The sequence below is a fragment of the Bacteroides sp. AM44-19 genome (assembly GCF_003603395.1).
Lineage (GTDB): Bacteria > Bacteroidota > Bacteroidia > Bacteroidales > Bacteroidaceae > Bacteroides > Bacteroides uniformis.
This window is the reverse complement of record NZ_QTNB01000017.1, coordinates 39,871-63,251: the sequence shown is the minus strand read 5'-3', so window position 1 is coordinate 63,251 and position 23,381 is coordinate 39,871. Positions and strand designations below refer to the sequence as shown.

Genomic DNA, 23,381 nt, shown 5'->3' with positions numbered 1-23,381 from the left:
CATTAATAATGGGGCTGTGTCTTTGCAGACACAACCCCATTTATCTTGTATTTATTTTTTTCCTGCCCAATAAACTCCCCCCAATATCAGTATCGCCCCCATCAAAGCAACTATAGTAAGCTGTTCGCCAAGCAGAAAAGCAGAACCTACCAGAGTGAAGAGAGGATTCAGATAAATATAGTTGGAAGCTCTTATCGTTCCCAGCTGTTTTAATACTACGTTCCAGACTACAAAACAAATCAAGGAAGCCAATACACCCAGGAAAAGTAAATTGAACAGAATAGCCGGCTCGAGAAGACGGGCAATGTCGAAATTCCAGGGATGAATCAGAAATGCAGGAAGAATAGTCAATACTCCATAAAAAAATATCTTACGGGTAATGAAAGTTATACCATAACAATTGGACATTTTTCTCATTATCAAGCTATAGAATGCCCAGGAAAAAGCAGCAAGCAAAGTAAGGAAATCACCTAAAGGAGAAATCTTCAATACAAAACTACCATTATAAACCACCAATGCCACACCAACCAATGCCAGCAATGAACCAGCCATCAATCCACGGGTAGCCTTTTCCTTTTTATAAATCCACAAAGAAAGAATGGTGGTGAGCAACGGAGCCGTACAGACAATAAACGACACATTCGTCGCCAATGTAATCTCCAAAGCTGTATTTTCTGTAAAAAAGTAGAATGAACCGCCTGTTATGCCTCCTAAAAACATCCAAAATTCATCTTTCCAATTGTCGGCAAACAGTTTTCGGGGAGAAATAAGCCAAATGCCCATATAAGCTATCAGGAAACGAAGCAAGAATATTTCCTGCGGAGAAAGACCGTGCCCAATCAATACTTTCGTTGAAATAAAGGTCAGCCCCCAAATACCTACCGTAAGGACGGCGACAAGATGATAAGTATAATTTTTCATTGCGTTCATACACTTCCGATAAGTCGCACAAATATACGTACTTTCTTTTTTCAATACAATGAAACCAACCATAAATAATGTTCAGGGAGGATTTACTAAAACTCGAAGGAAGATTTACTAAAACGGGAGGAAAGATTTAGTAAATCTTCCTTCGAGTTTTAGTAAATCTTTAAATCCCTTATTAGAAGCCTATTGAACGAACTCTCATTTATCGGCAGAATAATAAACAACAATCTGCCGAATACACAGACAAAAAACGCGAAGGATGAAATCTTCCCAGACTTCATCCTTCGCTATATCCTAAAAATCTTTTAGTAAATATCCTATTGAATCAATTTAGCTATTATTTGTATTACAAACAAAAAATTAGTTTTAAAAGCACATCACAAATATAAGTAATAAAAAGTGAATTATCAAGCCTTTGCCATTGTTTTTTATGTTACTTCGCTACAAATCTGAAAATAAACCCGTAACTTTGCACCGATATTAACCGGATACTAACCGGTTTTAACCATTGAATAAACAATGTTTTCAACAAAATATTAATAAGTACCACTATGGAATACAATTTCAGGGAAATTGAAAAGAAATGGCAGAAAAGGTGGGTGGAAAACAAAACCTACCAAGTGACGGAAGACGAAACGAAGAAAAAATTCTATGTACTGAACATGTTCCCCTACCCCTCCGGTGCGGGATTGCATGTAGGTCATCCGCTGGGATATATTGCTTCGGATATTTACGCCCGCTACAAACGACTGCAAGGTTTCAATGTACTGAATCCCATGGGATATGACGCTTACGGACTTCCAGCAGAGCAATATGCCATACAAACGGGACAGCACCCTGCAATTACGACCGTCAACAATATCAACCGATACCGCGAACAGTTGGATAAGATAGGTTTCTCTTTCGACTGGAACCGCGAAATCCGTACCTGCGAACCGGAATATTACCATTGGACCCAATGGGCATTCCAAAAGATGTTCAACAGCTACTACTGCAACGATGAAAAGCAGGCACGTCCCATCCAGGAACTGATTGAAGCATTCAGCCAAACCGGTACCGAAGGAATAAACGTGGCTTGCAGCGAAGAACTGAGTTTCACCGCCGCAGAGTGGAATGCCAAGAGCGAAAAGGAACAGCAGGAAATCCTGATGAACTACCGTATAGCCTATCTGGGCGAGACGATGGTAAACTGGTGCCCTCAGCTGGGAACCGTACTTGCCAACGATGAAGTGGTGGACGGCGTAAGCGAACGAGGCGGCTTCCCCGTCATTCAAAAGAAGATGCGTCAATGGTGCCTCCGTGTATCTGCCTATGCACAACGCTTGCTGGACGGACTCGATACCATCGACTGGACCGAATCCCTGAAAGAAACCCAAAAGAACTGGATAGGACGCAGCGAAGGCGCTGAAATAGAATTCAAGGTAAAAGACAGCGATTTGGAATTCACTATCTTCACCACCCGTGCAGATACCATGTTCGGCGTCACCTTCATGGTATTGGCTCCCGAAAGCGAACTGGTACAGCAACTTACCACCGACACACAGAAAGATGAAGTAAACGCTTATCTGGAACGCACCAAGAAACGTACCGAACGCGAACGTATTGCCGACCGTAGCGTTACCGGTGCATTCTCCGGAAGCTATGCCATCAATCCCTTTACCGGTGAGGCAGTTCCTATCTGGATAAGCGACTATGTACTTGCCGGATACGGTACGGGTGCCATCATGGCTGTGCCTGCGCACGACAGCCGTGACTATGCTTTTGCCAAGCACTTCGGTCTCGAAATTCGTCCGTTGGTAGAAGGCTGCGATGTAAGCGAAGAGAGCTTCGATGCCAAGGAAGGCATTGTATGCAACTCTCCACGCGAAGGCGTTACTCCCTATTGCGACCTCTCACTGAACGGACTTACCATCAAGGAAGCGATTGCCGCTACCAAGAAATATGTGAAAGAACATAACTTGGGACGTGTAAAGGTGAACTTCCGTCTGCGTGATGCCATTTTCTCACGTCAGCGCTATTGGGGCGAGCCGTTCCCGGTTTACTACAAGGACAACATGCCTTACATGATTGACGAGAGCGCCCTGCCCTTGGAACTGCCCGAAGTAGCCAAATTCCTGCCTACCGAAACCGGTGAACCTCCATTGGGACATGCCGCAAAATGGGCTTGGGATACCGTAAACAAATGCGTCGTAGAAAACGAAAAGATAGACAACATCACCGTCTTCCCGTTGGAACTCAACACGATGCCCGGATTTGCCGGTTCAAGCGCCTATTACCTGCGCTATATGGACCCGCACAACAACCAGGCACTTGTAGACAAGAAAACGGATGAGTACTGGCACAATGTAGACCTTTACGTAGGCGGTACCGAACATGCCACCGGTCACTTGATATACTCCCGTTTCTGGAATAAGTTCCTGTACGACCTCGGCATTTCCGTAGCCGAAGAACCGTTCCAAAAGCTGGTGAACCAGGGCATGATTCAAGGACGGAGCAACTTCGTCTATCGCATCAAAGATACCAATACATTCGTGTCCCTGAATCTGAAAGACCAGTACGACACTACCCCACTCCACGTGGATGTGAATATCGTATCCAATGATGTTCTGGACCTTGAAGCCTTCAAGGCATGGCGTCCAGAATACGAAACTGCCGAGTTTATTCTGGAAGACGGCAAGTACATCTGCGGATGGGCTGTGGAAAAGATGAGTAAATCCATGTTCAACGTTGTCAATCCCGATATGATTGTCGACAAATACGGTGCCGACACTCTCCGCATGTACGAAATGTTCCTCGGCCCGGTAGAACAATCAAAGCCGTGGGATACAAACGGAATAGACGGTGTGCACCGCTTCATCAAGAAGTTCTGGTCATTGTTCTACGACCGCAACGACAATTATCTGGTAACGGATGAACCTGCCACCAAGGAAGAACTGAAATCCCTCCACAAACTGATTAAGAAAGTGACGGGAGACATCGAGCAATTCTCTTACAACACAAGTATCAGTGCCTTTATGATTTGTGTAAACGAGTTGTTCGGAATGAAGTGCAGCAAGAAGGAAATCCTGAACCAGTTTATCATCGTTCTGGCTCCCTTTGCTCCGCATGTATGCGAAGAGTTGTGGGAGACACTGGGCAATGCAGGCTCCGTATGCGATGCCAAGTGGCCGGTATGCAACGAAGAATACTTGGTGGAAAATACGGTCAACTACACCGTTTCCTTCAACGGAAAAGCACGGTTCAACATGGAGTTCCCGGCAGATGCGGCATCGGATGCCATCCAGACTGCTGTATTGGCCGACGAACGTTCTGAAAAATGGATGGAAGGCAAGTCCATCGTCAAAGTAATCGTAGTGCCGAAGAAGATTGTGAACATCGTTGTCAAATAACAGATATGCAAATTACAAAACCAACCAAAGCGGAAGTGACGAGAGAGCTGAAGGATTATATCTTCATCACTCTGGGACTCATCAGCTATGCACTGGGATGGGCGGCATTCCTCATTCCCTATCAGATTACGACCGGAGGTACTACCGGTATCGGTGCCATCATCTATTATGCCACCGGATTTCCCATCCAGTGGTCATACTTCATCATCAATGCCGTACTGATGACTTTTGCCATCAAGATACTCGGACCGAAGTTCAGTATCAAGACTACGTTTGCCATCTTCGGACTCACTTTCTTCTTATGGTTTTTCCAGTTGCTGGTGAACGGTTCGGACGGCGTCCCTCCCCAACTGCTGGGCGAAGGACAAGACTTCATGGCTTGCCTGATAGGTGCGGCAATGTGCGGTGCCGGACTGGGTATCGTGTTCAACTGCAACGGCAGCACGGGAGGTACGGACATCATTGCAGCCATCATCCATAAATACAAGGATGTCACGCTGGGACGCATGATTATGGCTTGCGACTTCATCATCATCAGTTCCTGTTATGTGGTATTCCATGACTGGCGACGTGTGATATTTGGTTTTGTAACTTTGTTTGTTATCGGATTTGTACTGGATTACATAGTCAACAGTGCCCGGCAATCCGTCCAGTTCTTTATTTTCTCCAAAGAATATGAAAAGATTGCCGACCGCATCACCAAAGAAACCCATCGCGGTGTAACGGTACTCGACGGTATCGGCTGGTACAGTAAACACAACGTGAAGGTACTGGTCGTCCTTGCCTACAAACGCCAATCGGTAGAAATATTCCGGATGGTGAAAGATATAGACCCGAACGCTTTCATTTCCCAAAGTTCCGTCATCGGTGTATACGGAGAAGGTTTCGACCGGTTGAAAGTGAAATAGGGACTTGTATAAGCCACAAGTATAAGGAGAACATAATATGAGAAAGAAATTTGTATTTGCCACCAACAATTCACACAAACTGGAAGAAGTGACTGCCATTTTGGGAGAGAAGGTCGAACTTCTCAGCATGAAGGATATCAAATGCGATACTGACATTCCGGAAACTGCAGACACACTTGAAGGAAATGCTTTGCTGAAAGCAAGATATATCTTCGATAACTATCATCTGGATTGTTTTGCCGATGATACCGGTTTGGAAGTGGAGGCCCTTGGTGGGGCACCGGGTGTATATTCCGCCCGTTATGCCGGCGATGCACACAATTCGGAAGCAAACATGAAGAAGTTGCTGAAAGATATGGAGGGCATCGAGAACCGTAAGGCACAATTCCGTACCGTATTTGCACTTATCATCGACGGAAAGGAACATCTGTTTGAAGGCATCGTGAAAGGAGAAATCACGAAAAACAGAAAAGGCGCTTCAGGCTTCGGTTACGATCCCATATTCATTCCCGAAGGATATACGCAGACTTTTGCAGAAATGGGGAATGAACTGAAGAATAAAATCAGTCACCGGGCATTGGCCACTAACAAGTTGTGTAAGTTCTTAATGAGATAATGTTTTTAATGTGCTGATATGCTAATGTGCCAATGTGCTAATTGGCTGCGCTGTCACGCCGAAAGGTCATTGGCACATTGGCATATCAGCACATTATAACCCCAGTTGAGCCGATATTTCCAACATCCTCTTAATCGGTTTCACTGCTTTTTCTGCAATCTCAGCATCCACCTTTATTTCCGGTGATTCGTTTTTCAAACAATCATAAAGCTTTTCCAGTGTATTCAGCCGCATGTAACTGCATTCATTGCAGGCACAAGTGCTGTCGTTGGGAGGAGCCGGAATAAATGTTGTCTGCGGGCATTGTTTCTGCATCTCGTGCAGGATACCGCTTTCGGTAGCTACAATGTAGCTCTTTTCGGGATGTGCCACTGCGTACTTCAGCAAAGCTGCCGTAGAGCCTACCACATCAGCCAGTTTCAAGACTGTACTCTTGCATTCGGGATGTGCCAGTACCACCGCATCGGGATGCTGCCGTTTTATTTCAACAATCTTTTCAACCGAGAATTCCTCGTGTACATGGCATGCGCCATCCCATAATAACATATTTCTTCCGGTAATGGAGTTGATATAATTACCCAAGTTCCGGTCCGGGCCAAAGATTATTTTCTCATCTTTGGGGAAGCTTTCCACAATCTGCTTTGCATTGGTAGAAGTTACCACCACATCGGTCACCGCCTTTACGGCAGCCGTTGTGTTCACATAGGATATCACCGTATATCCGGGATGCTCTTTGACAAACTGACTGAATTTGTCTGCCGGACAACTGTCTGCCAACGAACAGCCTGCTGCCATATCGGGCACCAGCACCTTCTTGTCGGGACAAAGCACCTTTGCCGTTTCTCCCATGAAGTGCACACCGCACATCACGATGATGTCCGCCTCCGTTCGGGCCGCCCATTGCGCCAAAGCCAGACTGTCGCCCACGTAATCGGCTATATCTTGTATTTCACCTTTCTGGTAGTAGTGCCCCAGAATGATTGCGTTCTTCTCCTTCTTCAGCTGCTTGATAGCTTCTATAAGATTATCCATAATTATATTTTTTAATTTCTCTTTCTTCTTTAAAAATCCTTTGATAGTGATGATAGGCTGTTAATAGTGTGGACAAATAAATACGATTTTTCTTGCCCATGAAGTTATTAGTATCAAGCTGAATTTTACTCTTATGCTTATAAACCGGGGTTTTTAAGTTTATCCGTTGATAATAAGACTTCTGCTAAACAGCATTAACATGTTGTTAATAATATGCAAAGTTAATAACTTTAGAGTTATAAACCGATGAAACCAGGCTGAAAAATATGTTGAATGAAGCCTGGAAAATTCTCCTTAACTTTTTTGGTTTGTTCGTTTCACTACTGTAATATGCAGACCTTTGAATAATGCAAGGATTATTTTTAAAATTGTTTCCCTATTGTATTGACACCTTTTCAACGGTTATTAACCGGGATATAAACGGAAAAAAGTATCTTTGCAGGGAGATTTAAAAGTATATTGTCATGCGTAAACTGAAGATAACTGAACTGAATCGTATTAGTGTAGAGGAATTTAAGGAAGCCGAAAAACTGCCTTTGGTAGTGGTATTGGATAATATCCGCAGTCTCCATAATATAGGTTCCGTTTTCCGTACTTCGGATGCTTTCCGCATCGAGTGCATTTATCTTTGTGGCATTACAGCTACCCCACCCCATCCGGAGATGCACAAAACAGCTTTGGGAGCGGAATTTACCGTAGATTGGAAATATGTTGATAACTCTGTTGAAGCTGTTGATAACCTAAAATCCGAGGGATACATCGTTTATTCTGTAGAGCAGGCGGAAGGTAGTGTGATGCTGGACGAACTGGTGCTGGACAAGACTAAAAAGTATGCTGTGGTAATGGGAAATGAAGTGAAGGGTGTTCAACAAGAAGTGATTGACCATTCGCACGGTTGCATTGAAATTCCTCAATACGGCACAAAGCATTCGTTGAATGTATCGGTTACGGCGGGTATTGTTATTTGGGATTTATTCAAGAAACTGAGATAATAACAGGGCTGTTAATAAGCTGTCAATATATCGGGTTTGTTGGAGCTATAGATCGAACACGGTGCATCTATAGATCCAGCGTGTTGCATCTATAGATCCAATAAACTAGTTCTATATAGGTATGATGAGAGATTTTATGAACAGTGGTTTATTTTTATAATCAACCATTTTATTCATTGTAAATTAATGCTTTATCTCCTAATTTATCCTTTTTGTTAACCATGTATTCAACACATATCGGTTGTATGTGGAAAACTTGCTGTACAGTTGGTGTCTTTTCTTATTTTTTGTATATTTGCTGAATATATATAAATCATATCGATATGAAAAAGATAATATCTTCATGGATAGGCATTTTTGTAGGTTGTACTATTCTGGCAGCAGGTTTTGTTTACTTTATCAATCCTTATAATCTTGTTCCTGGCGGGGTGTATGGAGCCAGTATTGTGCTTCATAATCTGTTCCCTTCTATTCAGGTAGGTACTTTCGGTTATATGTTTGATATTCCTTTGCTTATCATTTCCGTGCTGGTACTGGGAGCAAAATTGGGAGCACGTACTATCGTGGCGGCACTATTCACTCCGCTTGCCATGAATGTGCTGTCTCTCCTCTCCTATCCTTCTGAAGAAGCGCTCCATCAGTTGGACCCTACACAGTTGCTGGGTGGCAGTCTGAATATGTCCGACCATTTGATGCTGACTTCTGTGATTGGTGCGGTGGTTATCGGTATAGGCTGTGGTATTGTAGTGCGTAGCCGGGCTACTACAGGAGGTACGGATATTGTGGCGATGATATTGCAGAAATATTGCCATATACGTTTTTCAAAGGCGATACTGCTGGTAGATGGTATTGTGGTGGGATTCGGCCTATTGGTTATCGGTTTCGGTATCGGAAATCCGGATGATGCTACACAACCTTCGTGGCATTTGTCTTTCTATTCACTGATAGCTATTTTTGTCACTTCAAGGGTATTGGCCTATGTGATAAATGGGGAGAAGAATGACAAGATACTGTTTGTCATCAGTGATATGCGCCTTACCGCTTTGCACGACTATATTCTTAAAGATTTGGACCGTACAGCCACTTGCATCAAAAGTAGTGGTCTTTATACCAATGTAGACAAGGAAATGCTGTTTCTTGTGGTGAGTTACAAGGAAGTGGTAGGTATCAAGCAGAAGATAAGGGAAGTAGACCCAAAGGCTTTTGTAGTGGTTACCGATGCTTATGATGCATTTGGTGAAGGTTGGAAAGAGCTTCCGATGGCAGGAGAGGTACAACCCGAATAGGTAGTAATAAACAATTGTTCATTCTATTATTAACTGAATATATAGCTTAATATCAATTGTTTAATAACTAATTATTTATGTTGCTAACATAGTTTTCAACATGGTGTTAACGATAAGTTTTTTGTTTGAATGAACGGTATTGTTGCGAAGTCGATGATGTGGAACTTATGGCATGGTTGCCATAAATTGAGTGCAGGTTGCAAGCATTGTTATGTTTATCGTGGTGATGCCCGGCGAGAGGTGGACAGTTCGGTGGTGGTGCGGACAAAAAACTTTGACCTGCCTTTGCGTAAAAAGCGTAACGGAGAATTCAAGATACCACCTGGAACATTTGTCTACACCTGCTTTACTTCCGATTTCTTTGTGGAAGATGCTGACAAATGGCGGGCCGAAGCATGGGAGATGATTCGTTGTCGCAGTGACCTGCATTTTATGATGATTACCAAGCGTATAGACCGTTTTTCTGACTGTCTGCCCGATGATTGGGGAGACGGATATGATAATGTAACCATCTGCTGTACGGTTGAAAACCAGGCTTGCGCCGATTATCGCTTGCCCATTTATAAGAGGGCTCCTATAAAGCATAAGATAATAATCTGTGAACCGCTGCTGGAAAGGATAGATTTAAGTACTTATGCTGTTGGCGAATGGATTGAACAGATAGTTGCAGGGGGAGAATCCGGTTACGAAGCCCGCCCTTGTGATTTTGAATGGGTGATGGACCTTCGCAGAATTTGTGTGGAAAATAAAGTGGACTTCTGGTTCAAGCAGACCGGTTCTAAGTTCGTCAAAGACGGAAAGACATATAATGTGAAACGCCAATTTCAACATTCGCAGGCACGCAAGGCGGGAATAAACATCAGTTTATAATTGTCCGCTTTCTACCATCAATATCACCCGTTCGGTCAATGCATCGTCTCCCATAGGGTCGTATTGCTTCTTTAGACTGGCGCCGAAGAGTGCGGCAAAAGTCTGGTAGAAACCGGCTTTGAAAGGGCCCATAAAAGCTTTTACCAGTTCATATCCGGTGGAGTTGGTCTGTCGGTCTACCAGTTTTATTAACAGTTTGCCTTGGGCAAAGGTAAGTTTCTTCATGCGGGGAGTGTATTGCTCCTTCAAGCTTTTCTCTACTGCTTTCATGTGTTTCTGGCGGGCTTTCTCGGTGGGCAGGGTCATCATGTATTCGTAGGTTTCAATGATGGCACGGTTAATCTCCTTGGAGATGGGAAGTACCTTCTTTACGTCACGAATGAGTTTGTAGTACTTGTTCATGTCGCGCTTGTTCTTGAATTTAAGCGGCTTGAAGATGTAGACAGTGGGGAGCTTGACATAAGGGATGGTATCTCCTTCGTAAACGCACATGGGAGTAAGATAGACACTCTTTTGCGCAGCAGACTGTGGTTGCTGTTGTGCAAAGCATTTCAGGCTTCCGAGAGAAAGAAACATGATGAGTATTACTATGTTAAGCCTTGCGTTCATGTTGCAAAAGTACACCATTCTGTGTAATGTTGTTGCATCATGTTGATTTTTCCTTGCTCAATTAACTTATTTAAGGTAACTTCGCTTCCCAAAACATGAAAGTGACCTACTATTAATGGAATTACTCAAGATAGGAGTTTTTGTAAGTATGCTGTCAATGACTCCTATGCTTGAAGCTCAAAATATATCCGGCCTTCAGAAAGAACGGCCTTTACTTCTTTTGGAAGAAAATTTGGAACAACTCTCCATCGGGAATGAGGAAGAATACGGTTGGGAAGATGAATTGGAGGAGTTGTCCCGACGTCTGCAAGAGCCTGTCAACCTCAATGCCGCCACTAAACGGCAATTGGAGCAGTTTCCTTTTCTTACGGATATACAGATAGAGAATCTTCTGGCTTATGTCTATATACACGGACAGATGCAGACCATTTATGAATTGCAACTGGTGGAGGAGATGGATAAACGTACCATCGACCTACTGCTGCCCTTTGTCTGTGTGCGGGCAGTGAAAGCGGGTAGGGGGTATCCTGCTTTAAAATCTATACTGAAATACGGGAAACACGAAACATTGGCACGTTTGGATGTACCGTTCTATATCCGTAAAGGATATGAGAAGAATTACCTGGGACCTTCCCTTTACCATTCTTTGCGCTATAATTTTCATTATGGAGATTATCTCCAAATAGGCGTGACGGGAGAGAAGGATGCCGGAGAACCCTTCTTTGCCCTGCACAACAGAAAAGGCTATGATTACTATTCTTTCTATTTTCTGATAAAGAATCTGGGGCGGCTGAAGGCTTTGGCATTGGGCAATTACCGTCTGAGCTTCGGGCAGGGACTGGTACTTAGTACGGATTTTCGTTTAGGAAAAACATTCTCTATGTCTACAACAGAATATCGTACCGGAGGCATCCGTAAGCATAGTTCTACCGATGAGTACAATTATTTCCGGGGAGTGGCGGCAACGGTGGGAGTATTGCCTTACTTGGATATTTCGGCTTTCTATTCGCATCGCTCCATGGACGGTGTGGTGGAGGATGGCGAGATAACTTCCATTTACAAGACGGGATTGCATCGCACGCAGAAGGAGGCAGATAAAATGAATGCCTTTGCCTTGCAGGTTACAGGAGGAAACGTGACCTATGAAAAGAATTCTCTGAAGATGGGAGTAACGGGGATTTACTATTTTTTCAACCGTCCTTACGAGCCTCGGTTGAACAAGCATGCAAAGTACAATCTTCATGGAAGTGATTTCTATAACGTGGGCATGGATTATAGGTATCGTCTGGGCCGTTTTGTCTGGGTGGGGGAAGCGGCAACCGGCAGTAAAGGCTATGCCTTGCTGAACCGGCTGAAGTATAATCTTTCTTCCGATTATCATCTGCTACTTGTTTACCGGTATTATTCATATGATTATTGGACTTTGTTTGGGCGTTCCTTTGGCGAAAGCAGTATGCCGCAGAATGAGAACGGATGGTATCTGGCAGCAGAGGCCACACCTTTCGCCCATTGGAAGTTTTTCGCTTCACTGGATATGTTTTCTTTTCCTTGGTGGAAATACCGTATAAGTAAGCCCTCAAAGGGAGCGGATGCCATGTTTCAGGTTACTTATACTCCTCGAAAGAGCCTTTCGATGTATTTTAATTATCGGTACAAACAGAAAGAAAGAGACGTGACGGGTACAAGCGGTACAGTTATCGAACCTATCTATCACCATAAACTCCGTTATCGGTTGACCTATATGCCGGGAAAATATATCTTTCGTACTACAATAGATTATAACCACTTCCGCCAGCAGGATGGGGAAGGGTATCGCTTCGATAGACGGCAAGGTTATCAGTGTACTCAACTTTGCTCGTACACTTTCCCCTTCCCTCTGTCGGTTTCCGTGCAGGGAACCTGGTTTCATACGGACGATTACGATTCGCGTGTTTACGCCTCCGAGCGTGGATTGTTATATACTTTCTATACCCCTTCCTTCTATGGCAAAGGATTCCGTTACTCCACTCATCTGCGATATGATTTGAGTAAGAACTTCATGTTTCTTGCCAAGTTCGGACAGACGGTTTATCAGGATAGGCAGACGATTGGTTCGGGCAATGATGAGATACCGGGAAATAGGAAAGCGGACTTGCAGATGCAACTGCGTATCAAGTTTTAGAGGAATGATTGATAGCTTTTTTATTTCTTTCTTTATCTTTGTCCGTATGATAATCTAAGGATGAACTCTGGAGTGCTAAGATTAGTAGATACTCGGAGTATTAAATAGTAAATAGTAAATCGTCAAATAGTAAATAGTATGACTGTCATTTATCCATCTCCCATATTCGGTCCCGTTCATTCTCGCCGTCTGGGAGTATCTTTGGGAATAAATTTATTGCCGGCAGACGGCAAAGTATGCACTTTCGACTGCATTTACTGTGAATGTGGTTTCAATGCCGACCATCGTCCCAAACAGCCGCTGCCCACACGCGAAAAAGTCCGTTCGGCCCTTGAAGCCCGCCTGCGGGACATGCAGCAAAACGGACCTACACCGGATGTTCTGACTTTTGCCGGTAATGGAGAACCGACGGCACATCCCCGTTTCCCCGAAATCATAGAAGATACACTTGCCTTGCGCGACAAGTATTTTCCGAATGCAAAGGTGAGCGTACTGAGCAATTCTACCTTTATTCATCGTCCTGCCGTATTCGAGGCTTTGAACAAGATTGACAACAACATCCTTAAACTGGATACGGTGGATGAAGAGTATATCCGTGTACTTGACCGTCCTACCGGACATTACTCCATCCGGGAGATTATAGAAGGGATGAAAGCGTTCAAAGGGAACTGCATTATCCAGACCATGTTTCTCAAAGGAAGTTATAAAGGACAAGATATGGATAATACATCCGATAAATTTGTTCTTCCCTGGCTGGAAGCTGTCAAGGAGATTGCTCCCCGCCAAGTGATGATTTATACCATCGACCGCGAAACGCCCGACCATGATTTGCAGAAGGCCACCCGCGAGGAACTGGATCGCATTGCGGAACGGATACGGGAAACGGGTATACCGGTAAGTGTTTCTTATTAATAATATACTTATGAAATCAATAGCAATTAAAGATTTAAGCGAGAACTTCTTCGAAGTGATAGGCAAAGAGTGGATGCTGGTTACGGCAGGCAGTAAAGAACATTTCAACACCATGACTGCCAGTTGGGGAGGTATTGGCTGGCTTTGGAACAAGCCGGTGGTGTTTGTCTTTATTCGTTCCGAGCGCTATACGTATGAGTTTATGGAGGAGAACGAATATTTCACCCTTTCTTTTTTAGGAAAGGAAAACCGGAGCATTTACAACCTTTGTGGCAGTAAATCGGGTAGGGAAGTGGATAAGGTAAAGGAAACTGGTCTGAATCCTATCGTTACCGAGCGGGGAAACATTCTCTTTGAGCAGGACCGCCTGGGATTGGAGTGCCGCAAGCTTTTCATTACCGATATGAAAGAAGAACTCTTTCTCGACCATTCCGTCTACGAGCGTTGGTATGGCGGTGACCACGGTGGATTGCACCGGGTTTATGTAGCCGAGATTGTAGATGCCTGGGTAAAGGAATAGCTCCTTTACCACAGTTTCAAGTCATATTCGGCTTCCACCTTCTCTTCTATTTCATCCGGAAGGGCGGGGAAGAAGTCGATACCTGTAATCCGTTCCACTTCGTCCACTGTATTGACGTAGCTGTCCAACGGATGATTGCCTGATGCATTCTTATAAATGAAGCCGATGGCTTTGGGGGGATTGCTGTCTGCACACAGAACGACCTTGAAGAATGCTTCGGGCACTGTAATTTTGTGCTTCTTACCAATGGTGCGGTGACGTTGGTCATAGAGAATAGGACCGCATACAATGTATATCTTGCCTTCTTCTTGTGCCCAACGGCGGCATGACTCTTCCAGTTCTTTCCAGTCGCCACGGTTTAGATTGTGGTTCTGCGGGCAAATGTTTGTCATGTAGAAGCTCTCTTGCATGGCTTTCCAGTGCCAGCGGTTGTCACCGGCCGGACACATATGTCCGCGGTCCATGCCGGCTCCTTTGTAGTCATCGGTGGTTACTGCCTCGTGCTCAGGCAGGTCGGGGTCGGGCAGGAACTTGTCTGTACGGCTTTCACGCTCCACCAGTTTTTCGGGAGTGAGTTCCCAGGCTACCCAGTTGGGTATCTTTAAATCTTTGTTGTAGGATACTGTGTAGCCTTTCCGCTGGAGAATCTGTTCGGAGACGTTCTTCAGCTTTGCCGGTATTTCAAGGCGTGTGCCTGCCGTGAGTTCTATCTTGGCAGGCGTAGAACTCTTTTGCCTGGCATCCGAAAGTATCTTTGCAACGGGTTCATAGGCAAGGCAGACCGCACATATAAACAATATAAGATAATAGACGCCTTGCGATTGTTTCTTTTTTTTTCGTGCCATGCCGGGATTAGTGTTGGATAATCATTTTGGCCCTTTCCAGTGCCACATTTATGTTCGGACAGATATTTTCTTCGCCCAACAGCTCATAGAAGCCCGATTTTTCCAGTACCTTATGTACCTTTTCATTGACACCGGAGAGCACAATGGTTATTTTTTCCTTTTGGGACATCTCACAAAGGCTTGTCAAGTTGTGGATACCGGTAGAATCGATGAACGGAACTTTACGCATGCGGATGATGCGCACTTTGGGGCGGTCGCCCAGCCGCGCCATGATTTCTTCGAATTTGGTGGCGATGCCGAAGAAGTAAGGACCGTTTATTTCATATACTTCCACATCCTCGGGGATTATCAGGTGCTCGTCATTGCTTGCAATGTCCGATTCTGCATTCGGGTCTATTTCATCTTTGATGACGGATATTTCGGTAGTCTCCATGACGCGGCGCATAAACAGCACGCAGGCAATCACCAGACCTACTTCAATGGCAATAGTCAGGTCGAAGATGACGGTCAGGAAGAAAGTAATCAGCAGTACCGTGACATCCGATTTAGGATTCTTCAATAATGCCTTGAACGTACGCCAACCACTCATGTTATAGGATACTATGACCAGTACACCCGCCAGGCAAGCCATTGGGATATACTGTGCCAGCGGCATGAGGAACAGTAGGATAAGCAGCAATACCACTGCATGCACCATGCCTGCTACGGGAGTTTTTCCTCCGTTGTTGATGTTTGCCATGGTACGCGCGATGGCTCCGGTGGCAGGGATACCGCCAAACAGCGGGGTAGCCATGTTGGCAACACCTTGTGCTATCAGTTCCGTGTTGGAATCGTGTTTGTCGCCTATCACACCATCGGCCACGGTGGCAGACAGCAAAGATTCGATGGCACCCAGTACAGCGATTGTAATGGCTACGGGGAACAAGTTCTTTATCGCTTCCCAATCCAGGGCAGGCATCACGGCATCCGGCAGTTCGGCACGGATGCTGAAACGGTCGCCGATGGTATCGATACAATCAATGCCTCCATATACTTTCATCAGCCAGACTGCCACTGTCACCACGATGATGGCAATAAGTGACCCCGGAATCTTCTTCGAGAACCGCGGTGTAATGGCAATGATGAAGATGCTGACAATACTTACAATCGTGTTCCACCAGTTTACGGTATCGAAATGTCGGAAATAAATCATCCATTTTCCTACAAAGTCTCCCGGAACTTTCTCTCCTCCGAACGTCAGCCCGAAAATGTCGGCAATCTGCGTAGTGAAGATGGTGACGGCAATACCGCTTGTAAAACCTACGATGATGGGATAGGGGATAAACTTAATGACAGCTCCCAGCTTGAACACTCCCAGCAGGATGAGCAGTACGCCTGCCATCAGTGTGGCGACAATAAGCCCCGATTCACCGTATTGCTGGATGATGCCATAGATAATGACGATGAACGCACCGGTCGGTCCTCCAATCTGTACCTTGCTCCCACCCATCAGGGAGATGATGAAACCGGCTATGATAGCCGTAATGATACCTTTCTCCGGTGATACGCCGGAGGCGATACCGAATGCAATGGCAAGCGGGAGGGCAACGATACCTACAATGATACCTGCCATCAGGTCTGCCATGAACAGTTCTTTAGAGTAATTTTTTAAAGCCGTGTATAGCTTTGGTCTGAATCCGAACGCTTTCATTATAATCTACTTTTTTATACGTTTTTTTATACAGAATGTAATGTATATATTGCAAATTGCCTGCAAAAGTAGATAAAATAATGGATATTAGTGAACACAACTGTGATGTATTTTGTTTTCCTTATCAGATATGTGCTATTAATTATGTCTGAAATACCTCTTCGGGTTATCGGTGAAGATAGATTCTTTCTATAAGACGATAAATAAATCCGATGGGGCAGAGGTGTGATTATTCCAAACTAAATTCGTAATTTTGTGTTGTTTATAAACAGTACGAACGACATTTATACGTAATTATATTAACTAATAAAAAAAGAGACTATGGCTAAAAGTGTTAAAGGAACTCAGACTGAGAAGAATCTGCTGACTTCATTCGCTGGTGAATCACAAGCAAGAATGCGTTACACTTATTTTGCAAGTGTAGCCAAGAAAGAAGGTTACGAACAAATCGCCGCTATTTTCACAGAAACGGCTGACCAGGAAAAGGAACACGCTAAACGTATGTTCAAGTGGCTGGAAGGCGGTATGGTGGAAATCACCGCTTCTTATCCTGCAGGTGTTATCGGCACTACCCTGGAAAATCTTCAGGAAGCTGCTGCCGGCGAACACGAAGAATGGTCATTGGATTATCCTAAGTTTGCTGATATTGCAGACGAAGAAGGTTTCCCCGAAATCGCTCTTATGTACCGTAACATCGCCATTGCCGAAAAGGGACACGAAGAACGTTATCGCGCTTTTATCCAGAATATAGAGACTGCCAGCGTATTTGCCAAGGAAGGCGAAGTGGTATGGCAGTGCCGCAACTGTGGTTTCATCTACACCGGTAAGGAAGCTCCTCAGGTATGCCCGGCTTGCTTGCATCCGCAGGCTTATTTCGAAGTAAAGAAGTCAAACTATTGATAATGTCTCCTGCTTGTGCAGGTATGGATAACGGGAAACGCCCGGATGCTCTGAAGAAAGCATCCGGGCGCTTTGTTTAAATGACCATGTTCGTTTTCCGTGCCAGTATAGTGGCGCGAGTTTTACTTTAGTTACTTCCCGACGTGCGGATAGTCTATCGTGTAGTGCAGTCCGCGGCTTTCCTTGCGTTCCATGGCTTGCTTTGTTATCAGGTATCCTACGTTTATCATGTTGCGTAGTTCGCACAGCTCTCGGGTAGCCTTGCTCCGCTTGAAGAGTGCTTCTGTCTCCTCGTAAAGTATGTCCAGTCGGTTCCAGGCACGTGTCAACCGGGTATTGCTGCGGACAATACCTACGTATGCCTCCATAATCTGGTTCACTTCCTTCATGCTTTGTGTGATGAGGACACGTTCTTCGGTGGAAATGGTACCTTCGTCGTTCCATTCGGGAATGTCTTCGTTGAAGTCATAACGTTCCAGTACGCTCAGCGCGTGTTTGGCTGCCGCGTCGGCATAAACCACGGCTTCAATCAGTGAGTTGCTTGCCAGACGGTTGCCGCCATGCAGTCCGGTGCACGAACATTCGCCGATGGCGTACAGGCGGCGGATGCTGCTCTGTCCGTCCAAATCCACCTTGATGCCACCGCAGAGATAATGGGCGGCGGGGGCTACCGGTATGTATTCCTTTGTAATGTCTATACCGATGCTGAGGCATTTCTTGTATATGTTAGGGAAGTGCTTCTTGGTTTCTTCGGGGTCTTTGTGGGTGACGTCCAGATACACATGGTCCTCACCGCGCTGTTTCATTTCGTTGTCGATGGCACGCGCCACGATGTCACGCGGGGCCAGCGAGAGTCGCGGGTCGTACTTCTGCATGAATTCTTTTCCGTCTTTGGTACGCAGCACGCCGCCATAACCGCGCATGGCTTCGGTGATGAGGAACGAGGGGCGGTCTCCCGGATGGAAAAGAGCTGTGGGATGGAATTGGATGAATTCCATGTCTTTCACTGCTCCCTTGGCACGGTAGACCATGGCAATGCCGTCTCCCGTGGCCACCAGCGGGTTGGTGGTATGGCGGTAAACGGCTTCGCAACCGCCCGTTGCCATGATGGTGACTTTGGAAAGGAAGGTATCCACCTCGCCCGTCGCTTCGTTCAGCACATAGGCACCGTAGCACTTGATGCCGGGGGTGTGGCGGGTAACGATGATTCCCTGGTGATGCTGGGTAATGATTTCCACAGCGTAATGGTCGGTCAGTACGGTGATGTTGGGGTGTTGCTTCACAGCTTCAATGAGGCTGGTCTGTATCTCTGCACCCGTATTGTCCTTATGGTGGAGGATGCGGAATTCGGAGTGGCCGCCTTCTTTGTGCAGGTCAAACTCTCCGTCCTCCTTTTTGTCGAAGTTCACTCCCCATTTGATAAGCTCCTTGATTTGTTCGGGGGCATTGCGCACCACCTTCTCTACGGCTTCACGGTCGCTTATCCAGTCACCCGCAATCATGGTATCTTCGATATGCTTTTCAAAATTGTCTACGGCCAGATTGGTGACAGAGGCGATACCTCCTTGTGCAAAATAAGTGTTTGCCTCTTCCAAACCTGCCTTACAAATGAGGGCTACTGTTCCTTTATGCGCTACTTTCAGCGCAAAACTCATACCGGCAAGTCCGGAGCCGATAACGAGAAAATCGAACTTTCTTACCATAGGTTTTGTGTATTAAACGCCGCAAAGATAGTGTAAACCAAACGTAGAGCAAAATAAGCGGGCTTATTTTTATTTGTTATGTAAGGTATTGTTTCAATACTTCATCCAGGGATTTTTCTTTGGGCAATTCCATGTTCTTGCGCATGCGCGAACGGACTACGTTTACACTATTCCGGTTGATTCCCATGATAAGGGCTATTTCGTCGGTACTTTGGTTCATGCAGATGAGCATGGCCAGCAATTCTTCGTTGCGGGTCAGTTGAGGATAACTTTCGCGGAGCTTGGGCAGATAAGAAGGATGTATGGTGGCAAACGACCGGCGGAATGTGTTCTCATCTTCCCTGCTGAGCAGGCTTTGCACGGTGAGCTGGCGAATGGAGTTGAGGTTATTGGTAGCCATGGCCCGTTCTATTTCTTCCGTCAGTTGTTCGTTGCGGCGGTTCAGGTCTTGCTGCCGGGTAATGAGGGTCTGTATTTCCCGTTTGTTGTTTTCTATAAGCTGGTGGTTGGCCTTCCTTCGGATGATGAAATAGGCTGTAGTGGTGATAAGTAGCAACAGTAATGTAATGGAGATGCAGATGTTGTAGAACAACTGCTGTTGCTGCCATTGCACTTGTGCCGAGAGCAGTTTGTTTTCTTTCTCTTTTTGGTTGGCATCAAACCGGATGTTGGCTGCTGCCACAGCACGTTTCTTTTCGTTATTGTCCAGAGAATCGGCAAACTGTCGGTTACGGATGTAGCAACGAGCAAAATCGTCGTTCATGCCTTTGGCCAGATAGTAATCCATTAATATCTCGTTGGCATCGCGGCCTTCCATGAACTTCATGTTGATGAGGTCTTGTGCAGCCCGGTCTATCAGGTGTATGCCGTTTTGCTCCTTCCCGGTTTGCAGTAAGGCCCGGCCTAGGTGGAGGTTGAGTTGGTATTTGGCCCATTGGGGCATCCGCACGGTATCGGGACAGATGCTAAGGGCAAGTTGCAGTGCTTTTTCCAAAGAGTCGGGATAGTCCAGATAACTGTTTACCGTTTCTACTTTGTTTACGAATACGCCCTTAAAGCTGTTTTGTATCATTGACAACTTTTCTCCCAGCCTGAGGTAGTGGAATACAGAGTCCTTTTGATTCATGTTACGAAAGATCTGGGCACGGTAGCGGTACAAGTCTCCCAGTCCGAAGCTGTCTTTCAGCATGGAGTAGTATTGGGCTTTTTTGTTCATTTCCAGGGCCTGGTCGTACATACCCAGTTCGGCGTAGAGATTAGCTTGTTCTCCGTAGGCAATCACTACATTTCCAGGTGCTATGCTGTCGTTGTAAGTGGCTATGGCTTCTTGGTTAGTGGCTATAGCTTTCTCGTATTCGCCACTGAGGTGGTAATAGATGCCCAACCGTGACATTATCCGCAGCATGTTCGGGAAGTTTCCACCTTTCCGGTAGACATCTATTGCTTTTTCCAAAATTTGGATAGCTTTGGGTAGATTGTTTCCGGAGTACATGTAGACACCGCTTATGATTTCTGCCTGCCGGATAAAGTCATTGGCACTGGTACAGACCGGTAACTGGAGGTAGTCTTCTGCCAGTCGGACAGCTTCCGGGTTATTGCCATACAGTTGGTTCAGTCCGGCCTTGAAGCTCAGCAGTTCGTGCGGGCAATGTTCGCGGATGAGGGGATGGTTCCCAATGCTGTCCATATAGTCGATGCCGTCTTTGTATTGTTTGGTGTTTATGTAATTGTTCCCGCAGGCATTAAATATCTTGCGGGCATAGTAAATCAGGGTATCTGTAGTTCCGTTTTTTTCTGCCGATTCCAGGATTTCGGGCAAGGTCTGTTTGGCAAGATCCAACGTTTGTCGCGCTTTGTTTTCGAGTAGTAAGGCATTGATTTGTTGAAGGACATTGTTCCAATGCCTCATTTCGTCTTGTTCCGAAGAGGTGGAGCGGTTGGTGCAGGCTACAGCTACGAGAATCAGAAGTAAAAATGAAAGTTTTTTGGCATTCATATTTTGTGGACTGTTTGTTTTGTAAGGCAAAGATATAATTTCTTAATTTAAAATTTACAACAATGGACTTGTTTTTTGTTTCTTGTTAATTATTTGATAATAAATATAATATGAAATTGTATATCAGATTGTATATCGTATTCTTATGGTTAGGTTGTGCATATTTTGCAAATTTGTATCAAAACGATTGTAAATATGTATAATGGTGAAATAAGATACAATGAAAACAAAGAAAACAGTGACACCTTTTAATATGCAGGAGATTGCCAGAGCTTTGCGCGAAATGATTTCGGAAGATTCTCCCAATGCTTCGGAGGCTTTGTTGTCCGGAACTCGTGAGGCTGTATTCCGTGAAATCTTTATTTTTCATTATCCTTCTTTTTTAGAGAAACTTTATCAGTCTATTCCGGAGGTGGATAAGGATGAAGAACTGATATGTATGCTGGTAGCTCTTGGACAGTCTGTAAAGGAGATTGCAGAACTGATTTATTTTTCGCCGGAACGGGTAGAATTGTTATGTGCTTCGGTCTGCCGCAAGCTGAATGTGACGGAAGTTCGAGAAATGGAGATACTAATGAAGAAGTTGTTATCATAAAAATACGTACCTTAGCGGCAAAAATCAGATAAAATGAATCGAATCTTTCATGCGCGCATTGCTATGGGGCAGTATCTGTTTCTCATCCTGATAGGTATTCTCGCCGTCTATATGCTTTGGTACAAGTCTCCGTTCCTGGCTGCTATTTTCATGCTTTGGCTGGTGGTTATTATCGAGAAGCTGATTCATACCACCTATACCGTAACGCCCGACGGGAAGTTGGTGCTGTCCTTCGGCCGTTTCTCCCGGAGTAAGGAAATTCTGATGAAAGACATCACTTCTGTGGAGCGTGCTTCTTCCATGCAGGTAGGGCGGTTTGCGGTGATGCGCTATGTGCTCGTGAAATATGGCGAGGGCAAGTGTGCAGTGCTTCTTCCCGTCAAGGAGGAGGAGTTTATCCGGTTACTGGAGGAACGGAGAGGGTGAGCAATATGGTGTGCCCACGTATGCAATTCCGTTTTAATCTGTCGTTATCGCTTCCATGGTAATGTCTCCTGTGTAGCTTTCCGGAGTTGTTTGTATGAACTTTCCCTTTATCTGTCTTTCCGTAGATGCAGGTAATCTTTGAATCATAAATAAAGCTTAATTTTAGCTCTTCTGTTTGCAGTTTTTTGGATGTGGCAGCGTCCATTATGTAAAAAAGAAACGGATATGAACTTGAATTGTGCCATTTTGCATGCGGACCCGGAGATTACCGGAAGATTGGAAGAGTATATCGGCAAAGTTCCTTTTCTCTCTTTGCACGGAAAGTACGGCAATCCTCTTGAAGCGCTGAAGGATTATTATGAGACAAAAGTGGAAGTTTATTTTGTCGGCATCTATCCGGTGGAAGAAGGTGAAATCAACGGAATGGATTTTTGCAGGCTCTTGTCCTCGTCTACTCGTGTCATTTTCATTACAGACACCGACCGCTATGCTGCCGAATGTTTCCGTCTGGATGCGTTGGACTATCTGATGGACGGGCTCAATTTCTCCACGTTTTTCCAGTCTGTCAGCAAAGCGGCACGCTGGTTCTCTTTGCAGGATGCAGGTACGTCCGCCCCCAAGCAAAGGCAAGGTCCGGAAGAGGTTCCGAAGGTGATTTACATGCGGTGTGACAACCGCATCATGCGGCTCGACCTGGAACGGATAAACTATATAGAAGGTATGGGCGATTATGTGAAGATTTTCTGTAAAGATGCCCCTAAGCCTATCTTGAGCTTGTGTAGCATGAAGTATATGGAAGAAAAACTTCCGGCCGATGAATTTATCCGCGTACACCGTTCTTTTATTGTCCGCATGGACTGCATCAGCGCCATCGGGCGCAGTACACTGCTCATAGAGCAGAAGGATGTCCCCATTGGCGATGCTTACCGCGAAAGGGTGAAAGGGTATGTGTCCAGGCTGGCAGTGTTGTAATACCCTGTTTTCAGATACTATATACTTTGTTT

20 protein-coding genes are annotated in these 23,381 nt (G+C 45.2%); 13 read left to right on the top strand and 7 right to left on the bottom strand.

Annotated features, from left to right (window positions below):
* Positions 1-51: 51 nt before the first annotated feature.
* Positions 52-930: a DMT family transporter gene (locus DW947_RS18275; protein ID WP_034525442.1), complete on the bottom strand. Its 879-nt coding sequence runs from the start codon at positions 928-930 to the stop codon at positions 52-54.
* A 548-nt stretch (positions 931-1,478) separates the two neighbouring features.
* On the opposite strand from DW947_RS18275, the gene leuS reads away from it, so the two are divergent.
* Genes leuS through DW947_RS18260 form a run of 3 tightly spaced genes read left to right on the top strand, consistent with a single transcriptional unit; the run spans position 1,479 to position 5,840 of the window.
* On the top strand, positions 1,479-4,316 hold the full coding sequence (gene leuS / locus DW947_RS18270) for a leucine--tRNA ligase (protein ID WP_117963575.1): 2,838 nt from the start codon (positions 1,479-1,481) through the stop codon (positions 4,314-4,316).
* A gap of 5 nt (positions 4,317-4,321) precedes the next feature.
* Positions 4,322-5,224 carry a YitT family protein gene (locus tag DW947_RS18265; RefSeq protein WP_005825197.1) on the top strand — a complete coding sequence of 301 codons (903 nt, stop codon included), beginning with the start codon at positions 4,322-4,324 and terminating at the stop codon, positions 5,222-5,224.
* Positions 5,225-5,261: 37 nt separating this feature from the next.
* A complete protein-coding gene (locus DW947_RS18260) occupies positions 5,262-5,840 on the top strand; it encodes a non-canonical purine NTP diphosphatase (protein ID WP_005825199.1) in 579 nt (192 codons plus the stop codon).
* Positions 5,841-5,933: 93 nt separating this feature from the next.
* Here the strand turns inward: DW947_RS18260 and nadA are convergent, their stop codons facing one another.
* A complete protein-coding gene (gene nadA / locus DW947_RS18255; RefSeq protein WP_005825202.1) occupies positions 5,934-6,872 on the bottom strand; it encodes a quinolinate synthase NadA in 939 nt (312 codons plus the stop codon).
* Between the two features lie 464 nt (positions 6,873-7,336).
* Here nadA and DW947_RS18250 point away from each other — a divergent pair, with 464 nt between their 5' ends.
* From DW947_RS18250 to DW947_RS18240, 3 genes are all read left to right on the top strand, one after another.
* Positions 7,337-7,864, top strand: a complete 528-nt coding sequence (locus tag DW947_RS18250; RefSeq protein ID WP_005833966.1) for an RNA methyltransferase — start codon at positions 7,337-7,339, stop codon at positions 7,862-7,864.
* Positions 7,865-8,187: 323 nt separating this feature from the next.
* Positions 8,188-9,150: a YitT family protein gene (locus DW947_RS18245; protein WP_005825206.1), complete on the top strand. Its 963-nt coding sequence runs from the start codon at positions 8,188-8,190 to the stop codon at positions 9,148-9,150.
* A 129-nt stretch (positions 9,151-9,279) separates the two neighbouring features.
* Positions 9,280-10,020 (top strand): DUF5131 family protein, encoded by a 741-nt coding sequence (locus DW947_RS18240; RefSeq protein WP_009037514.1) that lies wholly within the window; start codon positions 9,280-9,282, stop codon positions 10,018-10,020.
* On the opposite strand, the gene DW947_RS18235 is transcribed toward DW947_RS18240, so the two are convergent.
* The gene (locus tag DW947_RS18235) at positions 10,015-10,647 is read right to left on the bottom strand and encodes a DUF4294 domain-containing protein (RefSeq protein WP_005833968.1); all 633 of its coding nucleotides are present in this window, start codon (positions 10,645-10,647) and stop codon (positions 10,015-10,017) included. The genes DW947_RS18240 and DW947_RS18235 overlap by 6 nt on opposite strands.
* A 97-nt stretch (positions 10,648-10,744) precedes the next feature.
* Here DW947_RS18235 and DW947_RS18230 point away from each other — a divergent pair, with 97 nt between their 5' ends.
* From DW947_RS18230 to DW947_RS18220, 3 genes are all read left to right on the top strand, one after another.
* Complete coding sequence (locus tag DW947_RS18230; protein WP_119958594.1) at positions 10,745-12,790, top strand: helix-hairpin-helix domain-containing protein; 2,046 nt, start codon at positions 10,745-10,747, stop codon at positions 12,788-12,790.
* Positions 12,791-12,928: 138 nt separating this feature from the next.
* Positions 12,929-13,702, top strand: a complete 774-nt coding sequence (locus DW947_RS18225) for a radical SAM protein (RefSeq protein ID WP_057097320.1) — start codon at positions 12,929-12,931, stop codon at positions 13,700-13,702.
* Between the two features lie 10 nt (positions 13,703-13,712).
* Positions 13,713-14,222 (top strand): flavin reductase family protein, encoded by a 510-nt coding sequence (locus DW947_RS18220; RefSeq protein ID WP_009037517.1) that lies wholly within the window; start codon positions 13,713-13,715, stop codon positions 14,220-14,222.
* A gap of 5 nt (positions 14,223-14,227) precedes the next feature.
* Here DW947_RS18220 and DW947_RS18215 read toward each other — a convergent pair whose 3' ends face one another.
* Both DW947_RS18215 and DW947_RS18210 read right to left on the bottom strand, forming a co-directional pair.
* On the bottom strand, positions 14,228-15,067 hold the full coding sequence (locus DW947_RS18215) for a DNA/RNA non-specific endonuclease (RefSeq protein WP_008662282.1): 840 nt from the start codon (positions 15,065-15,067) through the stop codon (positions 14,228-14,230).
* A 7-nt stretch (positions 15,068-15,074) separates the two neighbouring features.
* Complete coding sequence (locus DW947_RS18210) at positions 15,075-16,757, bottom strand: SulP family inorganic anion transporter (RefSeq protein ID WP_005825218.1); 1,683 nt, start codon at positions 16,755-16,757, stop codon at positions 15,075-15,077.
* 321 nt (positions 16,758-17,078) lie between these two features.
* On the opposite strand from DW947_RS18210, the gene rbr reads away from it, so the two are divergent.
* Positions 17,079-17,657 (top strand): rubrerythrin, encoded by a 579-nt coding sequence (gene rbr, locus DW947_RS18205; RefSeq protein ID WP_005825226.1) that lies wholly within the window; start codon positions 17,079-17,081, stop codon positions 17,655-17,657.
* A 131-nt stretch (positions 17,658-17,788) separates the two neighbouring features.
* Here the strand turns inward: rbr and nadB are convergent, their stop codons facing one another.
* Both nadB and DW947_RS18195 read right to left on the bottom strand, forming a co-directional pair.
* Positions 17,789-19,360 (bottom strand): L-aspartate oxidase, encoded by a 1,572-nt coding sequence (gene nadB / locus DW947_RS18200; RefSeq protein WP_016272212.1) that lies wholly within the window; start codon positions 19,358-19,360, stop codon positions 17,789-17,791.
* Between the two features lie 76 nt (positions 19,361-19,436).
* Positions 19,437-21,356 carry a tetratricopeptide repeat protein gene (locus DW947_RS18195; RefSeq protein ID WP_005825236.1) on the bottom strand — a complete coding sequence of 640 codons (1,920 nt, stop codon included), beginning with the start codon at positions 21,354-21,356 and terminating at the stop codon, positions 19,437-19,439.
* A gap of 220 nt (positions 21,357-21,576) precedes the next feature.
* On the opposite strand from DW947_RS18195, the gene DW947_RS18190 reads away from it, so the two are divergent.
* The 3 genes from DW947_RS18190 to DW947_RS18180 all read left to right on the top strand — a co-directional run bounded on the left by DW947_RS18190 (position 21,577) and on the right by DW947_RS18180 (position 23,349).
* Positions 21,577-21,951 carry a helix-turn-helix transcriptional regulator gene (locus tag DW947_RS18190; RefSeq protein WP_005833976.1) on the top strand — a complete coding sequence of 125 codons (375 nt, stop codon included), beginning with the start codon at positions 21,577-21,579 and terminating at the stop codon, positions 21,949-21,951.
* A gap of 33 nt (positions 21,952-21,984) precedes the next feature.
* On the top strand, positions 21,985-22,377 hold the full coding sequence (locus DW947_RS18185) for a PH domain-containing protein (RefSeq protein WP_005833977.1): 393 nt from the start codon (positions 21,985-21,987) through the stop codon (positions 22,375-22,377).
* A 225-nt stretch (positions 22,378-22,602) separates the two neighbouring features.
* Entirely contained in the window at positions 22,603-23,349 is a 747-nt protein-coding gene (locus DW947_RS18180; protein WP_057089632.1) for a LytR/AlgR family response regulator transcription factor, read from the top strand.
* The last annotated feature ends 32 nt before the right edge of the window (positions 23,350-23,381 follow it).